The sequence below is a fragment of the Natronomonas sp. genome (assembly GCF_046483325.1).
Lineage (GTDB): Archaea > Halobacteriota > Halobacteria > Halobacteriales > Haloarculaceae > Natronomonas.
Genome location: NZ_JAWODL010000047.1, coordinates 1 through 15,677 on the forward strand (window position 1 = coordinate 1; position 15,677 = coordinate 15,677).

General features: G+C 64.5%; 15 protein-coding genes. 8 read left to right on the forward strand and 7 right to left on the reverse strand.

From position 1 onward, the window contains the following. On the forward strand, positions 1–2,482 hold a 2,482-nt coding region (locus R6U53_RS14015), incomplete at its 5' end, for a BGTF surface domain-containing protein (RefSeq protein ID WP_410322996.1). Positions 2,483–2,632: 150 nt separating this feature from the next. On the opposite strand, the gene R6U53_RS14020 is transcribed toward R6U53_RS14015, so the two are convergent. Next, positions 2,633–3,094, reverse strand: coding sequence for a type II toxin-antitoxin system VapC family toxin (locus R6U53_RS14020; RefSeq protein ID WP_410322997.1), 462 nt, complete (start codon positions 3,092–3,094; stop codon positions 2,633–2,635). Further along, on the reverse strand, positions 3,087–3,371 hold the full coding sequence (locus R6U53_RS14025) for an AbrB/MazE/SpoVT family DNA-binding domain-containing protein (protein ID WP_410322998.1): 285 nt from the start codon (positions 3,369–3,371) through the stop codon (positions 3,087–3,089). The genes R6U53_RS14020 and R6U53_RS14025 overlap by 8 nt, the downstream gene beginning before the upstream one ends. 232 nt (positions 3,372–3,603) lie before the next feature. On the opposite strand from R6U53_RS14025, the gene R6U53_RS14030 reads away from it, so the two are divergent. From R6U53_RS14030 to R6U53_RS14045, 4 genes are read left to right on the forward strand one after another with little or no spacing between them, the layout of a single operon-like run. Then, the gene (locus R6U53_RS14030; RefSeq protein WP_410322999.1) at positions 3,604–4,452 is read left to right on the forward strand and encodes a DUF4129 domain-containing protein; all 849 of its coding nucleotides are present in this window, start codon (positions 3,604–3,606) and stop codon (positions 4,450–4,452) included. Further along, complete coding sequence (locus R6U53_RS14035; protein WP_410323000.1) at positions 4,449–5,099, forward strand: hypothetical protein; 651 nt, start codon at positions 4,449–4,451, stop codon at positions 5,097–5,099. Before R6U53_RS14030 ends, R6U53_RS14035 begins: the two co-directional genes overlap by 4 nt. Further along, on the forward strand, positions 5,096–6,424 hold the full coding sequence (locus R6U53_RS14040; RefSeq protein WP_410323001.1) for a DUF58 domain-containing protein: 1,329 nt from the start codon (positions 5,096–5,098) through the stop codon (positions 6,422–6,424). The genes R6U53_RS14035 and R6U53_RS14040 overlap by 4 nt, the downstream gene beginning before the upstream one ends. Beyond that, a complete protein-coding gene (locus tag R6U53_RS14045) occupies positions 6,421–7,131 on the forward strand; it encodes a hypothetical protein (protein WP_410323002.1) in 711 nt (236 codons plus the stop codon). The genes R6U53_RS14040 and R6U53_RS14045 overlap by 4 nt, the downstream gene beginning before the upstream one ends. A 179-nt stretch (positions 7,132–7,310) precedes the next feature. On the opposite strand, the gene R6U53_RS14050 is transcribed toward R6U53_RS14045, so the two are convergent. Then, positions 7,311–8,264, reverse strand: coding sequence for an AAA family ATPase (locus R6U53_RS14050; protein WP_410323003.1), 954 nt, complete (start codon positions 8,262–8,264; stop codon positions 7,311–7,313). 159 nt (positions 8,265–8,423) lie between these two features. Here R6U53_RS14050 and R6U53_RS14055 point away from each other — a divergent pair, with 159 nt between their 5' ends. From R6U53_RS14055 to R6U53_RS14065, 3 genes are read left to right on the forward strand one after another with little or no spacing between them, the layout of a single operon-like run. Next, a complete protein-coding gene (locus tag R6U53_RS14055) occupies positions 8,424–8,573 on the forward strand; it encodes a hypothetical protein (protein ID WP_410323004.1) in 150 nt (49 codons plus the stop codon). Positions 8,574–8,632: 59 nt separating this feature from the next. Further along, positions 8,633–9,754 (forward strand): pyridoxal phosphate-dependent aminotransferase, encoded by a 1,122-nt coding sequence (locus R6U53_RS14060; RefSeq protein ID WP_410323005.1) that lies wholly within the window; start codon positions 8,633–8,635, stop codon positions 9,752–9,754. Positions 9,755–9,805: 51 nt separating this feature from the next. Next, the gene (locus R6U53_RS14065) at positions 9,806–10,180 is read left to right on the forward strand and encodes a hypothetical protein (RefSeq protein WP_410323006.1); all 375 of its coding nucleotides are present in this window, start codon (positions 9,806–9,808) and stop codon (positions 10,178–10,180) included. A 93-nt stretch (positions 10,181–10,273) separates the two neighbouring features. On the opposite strand, the gene thsA is transcribed toward R6U53_RS14065, so the two are convergent. The 4 genes from thsA to R6U53_RS14085 form a co-directional block, all read right to left on the reverse strand. Then, the gene (gene thsA, locus R6U53_RS14070; RefSeq protein WP_410323028.1) at positions 10,274–11,950 is read right to left on the reverse strand and encodes a thermosome subunit alpha; all 1,677 of its coding nucleotides are present in this window, start codon (positions 11,948–11,950) and stop codon (positions 10,274–10,276) included. A 174-nt stretch (positions 11,951–12,124) separates the two neighbouring features. Next, complete coding sequence (locus tag R6U53_RS14075; RefSeq protein WP_410323007.1) at positions 12,125–12,688, reverse strand: KH domain-containing protein; 564 nt, start codon at positions 12,686–12,688, stop codon at positions 12,125–12,127. Positions 12,689–12,739: 51 nt separating this feature from the next. After that, the gene (locus tag R6U53_RS14080; protein WP_410323008.1) at positions 12,740–13,819 is read right to left on the reverse strand and encodes a DUF5305 family protein; all 1,080 of its coding nucleotides are present in this window, start codon (positions 13,817–13,819) and stop codon (positions 12,740–12,742) included. 142 nt (positions 13,820–13,961) lie between these two features. After that, the gene (locus tag R6U53_RS14085; protein ID WP_410323009.1) at positions 13,962–15,119 is read right to left on the reverse strand and encodes a S26 family signal peptidase; all 1,158 of its coding nucleotides are present in this window, start codon (positions 15,117–15,119) and stop codon (positions 13,962–13,964) included. Positions 15,120–15,677: the final 558 nt, after the last annotated feature.

Below are 15,677 nucleotides of genomic sequence, written 5' to 3' on the forward strand. Positions count from 1 at the left end.
GAATCCCGAGATCGCCGTGGTCTCCACACCGGGAACATGGATCAGCAACGAAACGCAGTCCGGTCTCAATCCCGGAGAAGGTTTCGTGCGACTCGCCCTCGTGCCGAGCATACAGGCCAGCAAGAAAGCAGCGGATCTGTGGGTCTTCGCAGGAACCATGGCGTTTGCGGGCAGTGCCGCCGCAGATCAGACGCTGAACGTCGATGCTGGCGAATTCGACGGCTCAGAGTTCTTCCAAGGTGAAGAAGTAACGATTACAGGTATTTCGGATGCCAGCGGTGGTAGCGAGTCGATCCAGCTGCGACGGGTTACTGATCGGGATAGTGACGATAACCCGCTCAGCTTCACGACCGTCCAGACGCGGGAAGTAGATGATGACGAAGTCACGTTCACGACCTCCAACTTGCAGGAAGGTCAGTACGTCCTTCGCTCCACGGATGGAAACGACTACTTAGTCGCTTCGAACCCGAGTTCAACTCCCCCTGCGGCTAACGAATTCGCTGGTTCGACCGGCGATGAACTCGCCGAAGGTAGCCTCAGTGTCCAGACGATGACTGCCGAGTTCGATGACGATGAAGTCCAAGCTGGTGAAGAAGTTGGATTCGAGCTTGAGTCCCCCGAACGTGGTGGCTCTTACTCCGTCAACGTTTCCGCTGACGGAATCGACTATGAGGAGCTTGAATCGACCTTCCAGGCGCTCGATGGTGAAGTCGCCACACTTAGCGACGAGTACGAGGACGACGACGTTCTCGTCCTAGAGGACCCCGACAACTTCATCGACGAAGACATCACCGTCGACGAGGATATCGACGAGGGTGACTACGACTTCGAGTTCGAGGTGCAAGACACCTCGGCTGCTGCCAACGCGTCCCTGTCGATCCTCGAATCGGTCGACACCGACGCGACTTTCGACGATCCGCAGTTCCAACAGGACCGCGGCGACCAGGTCGAGATAAATGCAACAGTAAGTGGTAGCCCTGACGAGGTTATGCTCGTCTTCGGTAGCGTTGAAGATGACGGCTACCAAGCTAACTTTACTGTTGAGCCAAACGATGATGACGAGATTTCGGTCCTGTTCAACACATATCAAGCAGGTCAGGGATCTATCCTCACCACGGAAACCAGCGAGTCCGCCTCTCCTGTAACGGTTCAAGAGGGTGACTTCGTTGAGTTCTCCGAGACTACTGAGACCGGCTCTTCAGCGGGTAGCACTCTGCCAGCCGTACTTGAGGCGGGTCTGTACGACATCTCAACATACGAAAGCCCCGCTTCTGGTGATGATACGGCGTCACCGGACATCGATAACCTCGATGAGTACGATATTGCGACGGTCGACTTGGCTGAGCGTTCCACGGACGGTTTGACCGTCTGGACTGCGCCAGGAGATGACCAGGGCGACTTCGATGACACCGAGACTATCTACGCTGGTATCGGAGAAGGTAACCTGACCCAATCCGACACCATCGCGATCGCTGACGAGGACCGAGCCGAGAGTAACCGTCGTGGAGACGCCATCGTCTTCCAGCACGAAGCATCCGGTGTCTTCGGTGCTGCGGAGGCGGGCGGCGGTAACAGCCTCGCAGAGACGTTGTACGGTGCTGATGGGGCTGTTGGCGTTTACGATCAACAGCTCTTCGTGATGGAGCTCGAGCAGACGAATCCGACCACGAACCGCGATCCGTACGTGTTGGACGTCGAATCGATGGATATTGCCACCGATGTGACCGTCATCGTTGACGAAGACAACAACACTGTATTCACGGTCGTAGACTCTGACGACCTCCGGTTCACGCGGGACGGTCGTGAAGACGATACGGCTGCTGATGAGGTTGGCACAGACTCCGATGAGGTAGCTCCGATTGATGAAGAGTTTGACGCCACGTGGAACGTGACCGCGAACTTCCTCGACAGCTTCGAGCGAGACGACGATCTTGACTGGGAAGACGACGACGAGCAGGTTAGCGACAACCTCGAATTCGTCGACCGCGAACTCGACTTCGACGTCGACGACGACGACAACATCACCGTCGCGCCGACCGAAGACGCGGAGATCAACGGCACGACCACCGTCGCCCCCGGTACGGAACTCACGATCCGTACCCGCGCGACCGGTGACAGCGCCTTCCTCCGCACCAACGACACCGACGTGACGGCCGACCGCACGTTCGCTGGCACGTTCAACTTCAGCGACCGACCGGCCGGACAGGAGTTCGAGGCCACCGTCCGCAACCAGGCCTTCGACGACGACGCGGAGACTGACGGAGTCTTCGGCGAGACCGAGCCTGACGAGACGCCGGAACCGACGCCGGAACCGACGCCGGAACCGACGCCGGAACCGACGGACGAGCCGACGCCCGAGCCGACTGACGAACCCGAACCCACGGAAGAGCCTGAAGATCAGGCCGGATTCGGAGCCGTCATCGCGCTCATCGCGCTCATCGGCGCTGCGCTGCTGGCAGCCCGACGGAACGCGTTCAACTAACTGAAAACGACCCGCGCGGGTCCGATTCAGTCTCGCGGTTTGCGGTTTTCATTTTTCGACGACGCTGCGACGGACAGCGATAGCTGTGGCTGTCGTGCGTCTACGCAGGAGACGGGAAGTCCCTCAGCTGCGACTGAAAAAGAAAGTGTCTCAGTATCCGAGATACTCGTTCAGCGTCCTGAACTCGGCTGTCGAGAGTATCACGTCGGCAGTAACGTCCGCGAACTGGTCGAAGTCGTCGTCGATAGTCAAGATAGTTTCGACGCCTTCCTCTGCGGCGACCTGTGCGTAGTACCCGTCCCAGCCGTCGACGTTCGCCGCGCCGGCTCGTTCGAATCCGGACCGGACCGTCGATTCGGGCATCGCATCGTACCAGTGGACGCGTTTTGCGTCCATGAACCGATCCATGAGCGCCGATGCCTCGTCGTTGGCGAATCCGTAGATGGACGTTAGGATGTGGTGGGCACCAACGAGCGAGGCGTAGGGAACGACGGCGTCGATCTCCCCCGTGATGGCCTTCCGGACGTACGAGAGTGCCACTTCGCTAACGGGCGTCCCCGCGTGAGCGAGCGCCGTGACGCCGACGTCGAACAGGTACGGGCCGTCACTCATCGGCAGTTTCGTCCCGGACCGACTGTCGCTGAATCGCATCGACGTGGGCTTTCGACTGGGTGTCGAGGTCGTCGTACGGCGTCCGTGTTCTGTCCGCTGCGGCTGATTCGATCAGTGCCTCTACGTCTTCGATGATGTCCGAGGGATCGTCCTCCGGTTCGACCACCACGCGTCCGTCCTGTTCGCGAATTTCGACCTCGCTTCCCGCGGTGATCCCCAGCCGGTCGCGCACCCGTTTCGGAAGAACGACTCGTCCCTTCGAGTCAACTTTTGTCATGTTCCCACGTTTGGTGGGAAGATTTATAACTATTGCTCCGATCGAGTCTGTCCAGACAAATCCCACATTAGCCATCGCCTGAACTGCCACGGCTTCGGACGCGTTTGGCTCCCCTTACGCCCCCATAGGTAACGTATAATTATCCCCGCGTTCCCCCTCCCTGTCGACGAATGCAGCGTATCACCGAGTCGCATCTGATCGTCCCCAGCCGACCCGACCGCGGTAGAGCGGTATGACGAGCTCGCGAGTCCCCGCACTGCTGATCGCCGTGTTGTCCATCTCGGCGCTGGGCGTCGCGGCGACCACGCTCGACACGACGCTCTCGACCGACCCCGAAGACGAGATCGATCCCGATTGGGACGACCTGCCGATCGGGCAGGGTGACGCCGCGACGCTCCGAGAGGAGATCGACGGCGGCGAGCGCGGCTCGGAGTCGAGCGAGACGCAGCCGGGTGAGGGCGACGTCGAGGCGTCCGGCGAGGCGGACGACCGCGACGCGGAAGGGCAGACTGGGAGCGGTCTCGGCGAACTTCTCCAGCGGGCACGCGGCGGCGATGAGGGGGAGACGGGTGGGGATTCAGATTCGGATTCGGAATCGGGGTCGGGAACGGGTTCGAGCGAGTCCGGAATGGGCGAGGGAAGCAGCGAGCAGACGCTCCTCGACCGCCTCCTCGCGCTCTTGGCTGACCTTCTCGGCGTGCTCGTGGCGATCGCGGCAGTGGTGGCGCTCGTGGCGATCGTCTACCGGTACCGCGACACGCTGTGGTCGCTTCTCAGTGCCGACCCGTCCGGCGATGGGACTCGGTCGGCGTCCGGAGCCGCCGCGTGGCCCGGCGTCGATCCCACCACCGCAGTCGACCGGGCGTGGCTGGCGCTGGTTCGGCGGGTCGATCCGGAGCGCCCGGAGACGCTGACGACGGCCGAGTGTCGCGAACTCGCCCACGAGCGCGGGCTGGACGCACCCGCCGTCGACGCGATAACCGCGGCGTTCGAGCGCGTCCACTACGGGGGCGCCCCAGCCGCCGAGGAGGCGGGTCGCGCTCAGGATGCCCTCCGGCGGTTCGAGGAGGGGTCGGGATGAGCGAAACGGCTGATCGCGGGACGTGGCGCTCTATTCTCGGTCGGCTGATCCGCGGGTTATTCCTCCTCGTCGGTCTCTCGGTCTTGGGCGTCGGGCTCTTGGTCGTGTTCGTCCCGGAGACGGAGGGGCGATTGCCGATCGAGGCGATCCTGTCGGCGCTCGGTAGCGATTACGTGGTCGTGGCCGTGGTCGGCGTTTCGGCCGTCGGCCTCGCGGTGCTCGTCGTCGTGGCTCGACGCATTCGCGGCGTCGACGAGGCGTCTCCACCGCCCGTCGAGGGCGTGCTCTCGGCTGCGTATCCTGGCTCGGCGTTCGACGCTCGGACCCGTGCGTCGCGAGAGGACCGGCGCGAGCGGCTTCGCGAGGCCGCGATCCGAGCGACGATGCGTTCGTCGGGGTGTTCACGCGGTGTCGCTGAGCAGCGCGTCGCCGACGGCGACTGGATCGACGACGAAACGGCCGCTCGATATCTCTCCGACGGCGACGCCGGCGGTATGTCGGGGTGGTTCGACTGGGGGATGCGCGGCGGCGATCGGGCCGTGAGCAGAACCGTCGACGCGATCGAACGGGTGTCGAACGGCGACCGACCGGCGCGGGCCGACGACCAGGCGGCGGCGCGATCCACTACGCCTGGGGAGCGGCCGTGACGGACGACGCCGCACGGCTCGATGGGGGGCCGATCGTCCGATCGACGGGTCGGTGGCGGGGAATCGTCGCCGTTACCCTCCTCGCCGTGGCCGCCGGCCTCATTGCGAAGCGGCCCCCGCTCCTGTTGGTCGGGGCCGTGGGAATCGCTTTCGCGGCCTACCCGCGTCTCGCGGCCGTTCCGGAGCCCGAGCTCTCTGTCACTCGGCGCATAGCCCCCGACTCTCCCGGCGTCGGTGACGCCGTCACCGTTCGGACGACGATCCGAAACGAGGGTGAATCGACGCTGTTCGATCTCCGAGTCGTGGACGGCGTCCCGGCGATGCTCGCCGTCGACGACGGCTCCCCGCGATGTGCGACGGCGCTGCGGCCGGGTGGCGAGACCACGGTCACATACCGGGTTCGCGCTCGAGCCGGGCGGCATCGCTTCCAGCCGACGACGGTGCTCTGTCGCGACGCCAGCGGGGCGGTCGAACTCGAAACCGCCGTCACGGCCGAGGACACGATCGAGTGTGCGGCACGGATTCCGGCGGTCCCGCTGCGTGCCCGGAGCAGTTACCGAACCGGGCCGCTCCTCACCGACGACGGCGGGCGCGGCCTCGAGTTTCACTCGGTCGAGGAGTACCGCCGCGGCGACCCGGCCAGCCGCATCGACTGGCGGCGGTACGCCCGCACCGGCGAACTCACCTCCGTCACGTTTCGACTCGAACGGCTCGCCGACGTGATCGTTTGTGTGGACGCCCGACCCGAGGCGTACCGCGCGAGCGTCGACTCGGAACCGCACGCGGTCGCGCACGCGGTCGACGCCGCCGGACGAATCGGCGATGCGCTCTTCGACGCCCCACATCGCGTCGGCCTGGCGGCGTTCGGCCGCGAGTTGTGTTTCCTCGCCCCCGATACGGGTCGAGATCACGCGATCAGATTCCAGCGACGGCTGGTCTCCGATCCCGCGCTCGATCTCTCGCCGCCGCCACAGGCGGTTCGAGCGGGTGCCGACGCGGTGGACTCCAACGGGACCCCGGCGCTCGATCGACAGCTCTCGACGATCCGGTCACGACTCGATTCGAGCACGCAGCTCGTGTTGATAACGCCGCTGTGCGACGACGGCGCTCACCGAATCGCCCAACGGTTCGAACTCGGCGGTGGCGTGGTGACGGTCGTCAGCCCCGACGCGACGACCGATCGGACCGTCGGCGGTCGACTCGCCCGACTGGAACGCGATCATCGACTGACAGCGCTTCGAAACGCCGGGATCCCGGTCGCCGATTGGGAGCCGACGGAGCCGTTGGGCGCTGCGCTTGCGACTCTCGAGGGGTGGCGGCGATGACGGACCGGTCGCCGCCGTCGCCGTTCGTTCGCCTCCCGACGATCACGAGCAGCGCCCTCGGGATCGTCGCCGCTGCGCTCGCAGTGGGGCTGATCGCCGAAACCGAAACCCAGCGGGGTATTCTGGCGATAGCAGTCCTCGGGGCCGCGGTGTTCGTTCTCGGCGGTCGGCTGTGGCATCGCGGTCGTCGCGTGATCGGCGTGGTCTCGGCGCTCTGTGGCGTCGCCGTCCTCGCCGTTGCGGTCATCGATGCCGCGGCGCGACCGTCACAGATCGTCGACCGACTCGAACTACTGCCGGGGATCGCGGGACTGTGGGTGCTCGCTGTGGCGCTCGCTCCGCTTCGCATCCGGTGGAGTCGGACGCTGATCGACGCGGGAACCGGATTGGTGTTCCTCGGCGTGCTCACGAGCGGGGTCGTCCGCGGCGCACCCCCACCGTCGCTCGTCGCCGCGGGGGCGGCGACGATCCTCGCGTGGGATGTCACAGAGTACGCCGTCTCCGTTGGTGGTCAGGTCGGTGCTCGACACGTGGTGGCAACCGCCCGGGGCGAACTCGTCCACGCGAGCTTGAGCCTGATCGTGGCGGGCGTGGCCGCCGCGGCCGTCCTGGGCGTCGATCGCCTCGGTATCGACGGGCTGTCGTTCGCGGCACTCCTCGCGCTCGTCGTCGCGGGCGTCGCGCTCTCGCTCGTCTACCACCGGTGAGCGCGGTGCGGTTCGTGGCGCTGCGGTGCGATACGTTTCAGCGAAGCCAGTGGACTATCCCACCCTGCTTCGTTCACCTCATGATGCTGAAAGGCGAGGCCTTTCGAGGCTTCGACAGAGCATCGCTCCGCCAGTGAGTGACCCTCAACGAACCGAGGGCGTAGCGCCGAGGGAGGATCTCAAGCGCTCAACTGCGGCACCCGAACGTCCGAGAGGATATCCGCGACGATGTCGGTCGCCGCCGCTCCGTCGATACGAGCATCGGGGGTCAACACGAGCCGGTGGGACAACACCGGCGGTGCCATCGTCTTGACGTCGTCCGGCGTCGCGTAGGGTCGTCCTTCGAGCGCTGCGCGCGTCCGGGCGGCCTCGAAAAAGCGCTGTACTCCCCGCGGTGAAACGCCCGTTCGAACGCGTTCGTCCTCCCGCGTGGCGCGCGCGACGTCAACGAGATACTCGCGAACCGCCGCTTCGACGCGGACCGACTCCGGGACGCTGCGCAATCGATTGAGCGAATCGAGCGTACAGACCCGTTCGACCGACGGTGACTTCGATGCGCGCGAGGCCCGGCGGTCGATCAGTTCGAGTTCGCCCGCACGGTCGGGGTAGCCGAGGCTCGTCTTGACGATGAACCGATCCAGTTGGGCGACCGGGAGATCGAACGTGCCGTCCATCTCGACGGGGTTCTGCGTGGCGATGACGACGAACGGGTCCGGAAGCGGGTACGAGTCGCCGTCGACCGTGACCTGTCCCTCCTCCATCGCCTCCAGCAGCGCCGATTGCGTCTTCGGCGGGGCGCGGTTGATCTCGTCCGCCAACACGACGTTCGCGAAGATCGGGCCGGGCTGGAACTCGAACTCACGGGTCGCCTCGTCGAAGACGTTCGAGCCGATCACGTCCGAGGGGAGCAGATCGGGCGTAAACTGGACGCGTTTGAACGAGACGCCGACCGCGTTCGCGAAGGACCGCGCCGTGAGCGTCTTCCCCGTCCCCGGGACGTCCTCCAACAGCACGTGGCCGTCGGAGACGATGCCGGCGAGGATCGTCTCGAGCGTCGTTCGGTCGGTCACGACGGCGCCCGCGATCTGGTCGATAATTTGCGTACACTGCGCTCGAACGTCGTCGGGTTGCATACCGAACCGTTCGGCGTCACCGTGATTGTTACGCGCTTGCTATCGGATCGTTTCACACGGTTTCGGACGTTTCACGCCGGCGTGGTCGGGCCGTTGACCAGCGTCGGCCGACGATCGGACACGACTGCCTTTTTGCCTCACCGTCTCGTCGTGTCGCACATGAGCGAACCCGACGACGCGATCGAGCACTTTCTCGAAAAGGCCGACGACGCCTACGGCGAGTACGAGAGCGGCTATTCGGACGCCGACGCGACGCTTCGGCGTCTGGAACGACACATCGAGACGCTTAGAGAGAATTTCGACGGCTAGCGCGCTCGCGTCTCGCCGGACACGGCAGAACTATTGCGCCGCCGGACGCCCCTTCCCACATGAGTCGTTTTTCCACCCGCGTCGAGCGGATCTCGATCAGCGGTATCCGAGAGGTGTTCGAAGCGGCCGGCGAGGACGCCATCAACCTGGGATTGGGACAACCCGACTTTCCGACGCCCGACAACGCGCGAAGCGCGGCGATCGAGGCGATCGAATCGGGGAAGACGGACGCGTACACGTCGAACAAGGGTACCGAGTCGCTTCGTGAGGCCATCGCGACGAAGCACGATCGGGACAACGACTTCTCGGTCGATCCCGAGAACGTCATCGCGACCTCGGGCGGCAGCGAGGCCCTCCACATCGCCATCGAAGCCCACGTGGACGCGGGCCAGGAGGTCGTCTTTCCCGATCCAGGCTTCGTCTCCTACGAGGCGCTGACGCATCTCGCGGACGGAGCGCCGAAGCCGGTCGAACTGCGGGAGGACCTTACGATGGCCCCGGAAGCCGTCGAGGACGCGATCACCGACGACACCGCGATGTTCGTCGTAAACAGCCCCGCCAATCCGACCGGCGCGGTCCAAGGCGAGACCGACATGCGCGAGTTCGCCCGCATCGCCGAGGAGTACGACGTGTTGTGTCTCTCCGATGAGGTGTACGAACCGTTCGTCTTCGACGGCGACCACCACTCGCCCGCGGACTTCACCGACTCGGACAACGTCGCCGTCGTCAACGCCTGTTCGAAGGCGTACTCGATGACCGGCTGGCGACTCGGCTGGGTGACCGCTTCACACGAGCGAATCGAACGGATGCTCAGGGTCCACCAGTACGCTCAAGCCTGTGCGTCCGCGCCCGCACAGTACGCCGCCGAAGCCGCCCTATCGGGCCCACAGCACCGCGTCGAGGAGATGCGGGACGCCTTCGAGGAGCGCCGCGACGTGTTGCTCGACGGGCTCGAAGGGATGGGTCTTGACGTGCCGATGCCGCAGGGTGCGTTCTACGCGATGCCTCGGGTTCCCGACGGCTGGGTCGACGAGGTCATCGACCGCGGCGTCGTCGTCGTCCCCGGTGAGGCGTTCGGCGCGGGTGGGGCGGGACACGCCCGCATCTCGTACGCGGTCGACGTCGAAACGCTGAAAGAGGCCCTGGAGGTCATGCGCGACGCGACGGCTGCCGTTCGGTAACTCTCCCGGTAGCCACCGGATACTTATCAACTGCGTTGCGTTATCGCCGTTATGAACGGACGAACGCTACTCACGGCGATCGGTTCGGGCATTACTACGTTCCTTTTGATCACCGTCGCAGTCATCGAGATTCTCGATTTCGAGTTCTCGGCGATCATCGCGCTTCCGATCGGACTCCTCGTCGGCGTCGTCGTCTTGATCGGTGTGGGGGTATCGATGAGCAGTTTGAGCGCAGGTCTCCGTCGCCTGTTGAGTGCCTACACCGCGTTCGGACTCACGATCTTGGCGCTGCTCGGGCTTCGATACGTGAACGTCGGGCGAAGCGTCCTTTCGACCGATCTGATCGTCGGTGTCGGCGCCGCCGCCGCTGTCGCGGTGTACGTTGCGCTGTTCGCGCGTTCGGGCTCACGCCCCACCGCGCAGTAGCTACTACGGGAGGCGACTCGGGAAAAATACATGTTTACTCGTTCGGACGGGACGGTTCGTGGTCGGCTTACGGGTGGTGTGTGCCGTCGCGGCTTACATCATACCGCCCATGCCGCCGCCCATACCGCCCATGCCGCCGCCCATGCCGCCGCCCATGCCGCCGGCGCCGCCGGGCATCTCCTCGTCATCCCCGTCGTCGCTGGAGCCACCCTTGAGGTCGCCCGCGGCGATGACGTCGTCGATGCGGAGGATCATCACGGCCGCCTCGGTGGCCGCCTCGATGGCCTGCGTCTTCACGCGCAGCGGTTCGACGACACCCTCGGCTTCCATGTCGATGACGTCACCGGTGTAGGCGTCGAGGCCGAAGCTGCTGTCTTTGGTGTGCTGGCTGCGGAGCTCGACGAGCGAGTCGATGGGGTCGAGTCCGGCGTTCTCCGCGAGCGTGCGCGGGATCACGTCGACGGCGTCGGCGAACGCTTCGATCGCGAGCTGCTCGCGGCCCTCGACGGAGTCCGCGAAGTCACGCAGACCGAGCGCCAGCGCGATCTCGGGGGCACCGCCGCCCGGGAGCACCTGTCCGTCCTGGAGCGTGGTGCGAACGACGCCGAGGGAGTCCTCGACCGCGCGTTCGACCTCGTCGACGACGTGCTCGGTGCCGCCGCGGAGAATGAGCGTGACCGCGCGGGCCTGCTCGACGTCCTCGACGAAGATCTTCTCGTCGCCGGCGATGGGCTGTTGGCTGACGGAGCCGGCGAAGCCGAGATCGTCCTCGGTGATGTCGTCGATGTTGGAGACGACGCGGCCGCCGGTCGAGCGGGCCAGCGCCTTCATGTCGGACTTCTTCGCGCGGCGGACCGCGAGGATGCCCTCTTGGGCGAGGTAGTGTTGGGCCATGTCGTCGATGCCCTTCTGACAGAAGACGACGTCAGCGCCCACGTCGACGAATCTGTCGACCATCTCGCGCAGCTGTTTTTCTTCCTGCTCGAGGAACTGCTCGAGCTGGTCGGGGTCGGTGACGTTGACCTCGGCGTCGATCTCGGTCTCTTTGACCTCGATCGGCGTGTCGATCAGGGCGATGTTCGCGTCCTCGACGAGCGCGGGCATGTTGTCGTGGACACGCTCTTTGCCGACGATGACGCCCTCGACGAGTTCGGACTCGTCGACGGCGCCGCCGACGACCTTCTCGATTTTGATGTTGTCCGTGTCGATGTCGTCGTCATCGGCGACCGCGCGTACGGCGTCGACGGCGAGTCCGGACAGCAGGTCCTTCGAGTTCTCCGCACCCTTACCGGTCATCGCCGTCGCGGCGATGGCTTCGAGGACTTCGGTGTCCTCGGCATCAACGTCGATCGAGATCTCGTCGAGGATCTCTTTGGCCTCGGCGGCGGCCTGGCGGTACCCCTGCGCGAGGACCGTCGCGTGGATGTCCTGTTCGAGGAGGTCTTCGGCCTGCGAGAGCAACTCGCCGGCCACGACGACGGACGTCGTCGTTCCGTCGCCGACTTCTTCTTCTTGGGTCTCGGCGACCTCGACGATCATGTTGGCCGCGGGGTGTTCGATGTCCATCTCGCTGAGGATGGTGACGCCGTCGTTCGTAACCACGACGTTCCCCGTCGAGTCGACGAGCATCTTGTCCATCCCCTTGGGACCGAGCGTCGTGCGTACGGACTCGGCGACCGCTTTACCCGCGGTGATGTTCATCGACTGTGCGTCCCGTCCGGAGGTTCGCTGACTTTCCTCGGAAAGGACGATCATCGGCTGGTTGCCCATCTGTTGTGCCATAGTCACCTGATTGATTGTCTGTGGTTCTATATAAAAGTTGCTGAAACGGTGAGATCAAAAACCGCCGGAGGGACCCCGATTATCCATGCCAACGGATCGCACGAAATTTCTGGTAACACGCTGTGGCGGCTTCGGCGTTCGGCTGCAGTCCAACGGTTCTGATCAGGCCGACCGCGACCCGTCGGTGAACTGGTGGTACTCGATGTCGTTCGATCGCATCTCGTTGTGGCGACGTTCGAGGAACGAGTAGACCGCGCCGTGCGGCGCGCCGTCGAGGATCATCTCGGCGGCGCTGCGGACGGCGTCGACCTGCTTCGGAGAGCCGATAATACCGAGCGTCGTCCCGTAGATGACGACCTCCGCGCCGCTGAGTTCGGCCATCAGCTCGCGGGTTCGGCCGCTTTCGCCGATGAGCCGTCCCTTCTTCCGACGGAGGTCCTTTTTGTTTCGGGTCGCTGCCTCGATGTCGATGAGGTCGAACATCTGCATGTCGTCCTCGAGCAGCCGGAGGGCGTCCGCCGGGGGAAAGCCCCGACCGATGGCTTTGACGATGTCGGGCCCCTTCAACCCGAGGATCGGATCGCCGACCGACTCGACGCGGACCGAGCCGGTCTCCGAATCGATGTCGAGGCGGACCTCCGCGCGGGATTCTATCTCGCGCATCGTCGCACCCCCCTCACCGATCAGCACGCCGATCCGGTCTTTCGGCACTGTGACGTGTTTCATACGTCCGTTTCGTGATGCGGACTTTTAAGCGTACGCGTTCGGGGAGAGATTTCAGCTCTCGCGGTCCCCCCGGTCGTCGCTCGGCGGCTGGTACGCGTAGGTCACGTCGCGGTGGACGACCACGTACACCTCTCGATCCGGATCGTAGACGACGCCGCTGTCCGTGTCGATCGCGAAGTCGACCAAATCGGCCAGCGACGCCGCTTCGATGTCGACCGTATCGACGACGGGGTCGGGAAGCGACATCGTCGCGATCCACTCCTCGAGGTCCTCGCGGTCGTCGCGGTAGGCGAGGGAGGCCCGTTCGACGTCGTCGAGCGCGAGTCCGCGTCGCTTCGCGAGCACGAGTCCGCCCAAGAGCGCGAGCGAACCGACGAGCAAAAGCGGCGCTCCGACGCTTCGAATCGGTGAATAGGAGCGCTCGACGGGGACGCTGGCGGTCGATTCGAACGCCTCGCGTCCACTCGGGGGCTCGCTGACCCGATACGCGTCCCCGTCGGCGCTGAGGAGCATCGAGTACGTCCATCGGTCGTCGATCGCCTCCCCGTTGACTGTCCCCGAGACCCGAACGTCCGCACGGAGCGCCGTCTCGATCTCGCCGGGGAGGTCGCCTACCGCCTCCTCGATCTCTTCGTTTTCGCTTCCGATCGCCGAGAAACTCAACTCGAAGGACTCGGTCAACTCGGCCCCGGGATCGAGGGACGATTCGCCGTCGGTCTCGATTTCCTCACGCCTCTCCCAGACGACGTCCTCAGTGTCCTCCGTCTCGACGATCGCCCGGCGATGAACGCTGAGATCGACCTCCACGTCCAGTTCGCCGCTCTCGCTGGCCTCGTATCGAAACGCGAACCGGCCGTCCATCTGCGGTGCGATCGCCGCCGGATAGATCGATCGGTTCTCGAGGGTCGTATCCGTCGGATAGATCGGGTTCGATTCCGTCACGGTCGCCCCGTGCTCGAAGGTCCCCTCGGTCGCCCAGTTCGATTCGACGCGCTCTTCGGTCGTCATCCCCGGATCAACGTGGGTCGCGTACGTTCCCCACGCACCGAGCAACACGGCGATCACGACCACGACGACGATCACCTCGAACCACGCGGCCAACAGCGCCCGACCCCGGAGTCGCCAGCTCATGGGCTCTCGCGCTCACGAGCGATCTCGATTGGACCCATCCCCATCGTCTATCAGTGGTGTCTACCGACGGTTTTGTTATGTGCGTGCTTCGAACCGTGCCCCACGCGAACACGACGGTAGCCTCGGATTACTCGACGGACGGCTACCGGTCGCCGTCGTACAGCCGCCCCAGCGCTCGCCGGGGCCGCCACCCCCGCTCCGGACGTCGGTCGCGAACGCGCCCTCGCCCGAGCACCGCCATGGTCAGTAAATAAAAGCTCCCGCCCAGCAGCCCGTCGATCGCGACGAGCGGCAGCCACGGGTGAATCCCGTACAGCGTCCGGATCGTCCCGAGCGGCAGGATCGCGAGATATCGACGCTCGGTCACGTACTGGGGGTAATAGCCGGTTTCGGGCGGGGCGTGCAGGGTCACCGTCACCGCCTCGCGTCCGCCTCGTTCGAGGTACATCTCCCGCTGGCGGGGTTCGACGCGGTCGCTCCCGGCCTCGAAGTAGGAGACTGTCGGGAGGAGCCCGCCGTTGTGAATCTCGTAGGTGAGATCCGAGGACGTCCCCTGGGTGACGACCGCCGCCTGTTCGGATTCGAACTCCGCGCTCACCATCCCGATCTGTTCGGTTCCAGCAGGGCCGATCATCGCCGCCGTGGCCGCGACGACGATCAACAGCGCGAACGTACCGACGATCACCCGTGGGTCGAGCCCGCTGTCGCGCGACCGGGAGTGCGATCGATCCTTGTTATCGCCGAACACGAGCACGTCGACCGCGTAGGCGATCACCGCGACCGCACCGATCAGGTAGCCGAGCCCCTGCGTCCCGACGACGGCGCTCGTTCCGAGCAGTCCCGCGATCCGCATCTGCACCGACTCTATCGCCCCTCCAACACCCACCACGGCGGTTCCGAGATGCGGAATCACGACCACTTCGCCGTTCACCTGTAACGCCTTGGCTTTGATCTGACCTTCGGCGACCGGCGGTTCGCTCCCGTCCTGATCGGTGACTGGGTTCCCATCGCCCTTGGTGAGATACCCCTCGTCGGTCTCACCGACGACGCGGTGGGTGGTGAGCCCCCCGCCGTGGAGCCGCTCGGCGTCGAACGTGACGACGTCGCCCGCTTCGACCGGGCCGGCGACCGCGGCGGGGATCGCGACGAACCCGTCGCCCGCGTCCATCGTCGGGGCCATGCTGTCGGTTTCGACGTAGGCGGGCCCGACCGGCGTCCCGTAAAATTGACCGACGAGCATGGCTCCGAGCACCACCACGAGCAGGACGCCGCCGACGTAGGTGAGCGATCCCTTACTCATAATATCTCAGTGTGTCGGTGGGATTGAGTATTATTATGCGGGATATATCCGGAGGTAACGGCTGGCTACGGGCCAGATCGAGAGAAATAGTCGTTTTGATCTCTCTATTCGCCTGCTCGTTGACAGCGCTACTGTGGTAAAAAAAAACTATCAAACACTCTCTCAGGAATTTTTGCGAACAGAGAGCCGCAGTCGGCTGCGGATGAGACGAACTCGGATCCGAAGACGGACCGATCGTCCGGTTTTGTCGCGGGGGTCGATCCCGTACTTCTGATACGAATTTTCGCCGAAGTCCATGGATCTAGGATGCAGGACCGTGAGACACGACTGAGCTAGGATCGTAAAACGCTCAGCTAGCTACAATAATCCTAGTAAGTAACTATTTGATCGTCAGTGTTGGAATAGGTCGTCGGTCCTGGCGGGGCGGTAATCCGTCGTTCTGCAGTAATCAATGTGAAGTACCCCATCTGAACAGAGACTCTCTGCTTGCAGCCGCGGCTCCCGTCCAGAGTATGAATTTGCTTTGTTTCGTTTTGATCACTTTTCTGAAACTCACCA

Coding starts and splice junctions, on each gene's coding strand:
- R6U53_RS14045 (WP_410323002.1), top strand. CDS start 6,421: ATGACGGACCGGTCGCCGCCGTCGCCGTTCGTTCGCCTCCCGACGATC.
- R6U53_RS14055 (WP_410323004.1), top strand. CDS start 8,424: ATGAGCGAACCCGACGACGCGATCGAGCACTTTCTCGAAAAGGCCGAC.
- R6U53_RS14080 (WP_410323008.1), bottom strand. CDS start 13,819: ATGAGCTGGCGACTCCGGGGTCGGGCGCTGTTGGCCGCGTGGTTCGAG.
- R6U53_RS14025 (WP_410322998.1), bottom strand. CDS start 3,371: ATGACAAAAGTTGACTCGAAGGGACGAGTCGTTCTTCCGAAACGGGTG.
- R6U53_RS14035 (WP_410323000.1), top strand. CDS start 4,449: ATGAGCGAAACGGCTGATCGCGGGACGTGGCGCTCTATTCTCGGTCGG.
- R6U53_RS14060 (WP_410323005.1), top strand. CDS start 8,633: ATGAGTCGTTTTTCCACCCGCGTCGAGCGGATCTCGATCAGCGGTATC.
- R6U53_RS14075 (WP_410323007.1), bottom strand. CDS start 12,688: ATGAAACACGTCACAGTGCCGAAAGACCGGATCGGCGTGCTGATCGGT.
- R6U53_RS14065 (WP_410323006.1), top strand. CDS start 9,806: ATGAACGGACGAACGCTACTCACGGCGATCGGTTCGGGCATTACTACG.
- R6U53_RS14085 (WP_410323009.1), bottom strand. CDS start 15,119: ATGAGTAAGGGATCGCTCACCTACGTCGGCGGCGTCCTGCTCGTGGTG.
- R6U53_RS14050 (WP_410323003.1), bottom strand. CDS start 8,264: ATGCAACCCGACGACGTTCGAGCGCAGTGTACGCAAATTATCGACCAG.
- R6U53_RS14020 (WP_410322997.1), bottom strand. CDS start 3,094: ATGAGTGACGGCCCGTACCTGTTCGACGTCGGCGTCACGGCGCTCGCT.
- thsA (WP_410323028.1), bottom strand. CDS start 11,950: ATGGGCAACCAGCCGATGATCGTCCTTTCCGAGGAAAGTCAGCGAACC.
- R6U53_RS14030 (WP_410322999.1), top strand. CDS start 3,604: ATGACGAGCTCGCGAGTCCCCGCACTGCTGATCGCCGTGTTGTCCATC.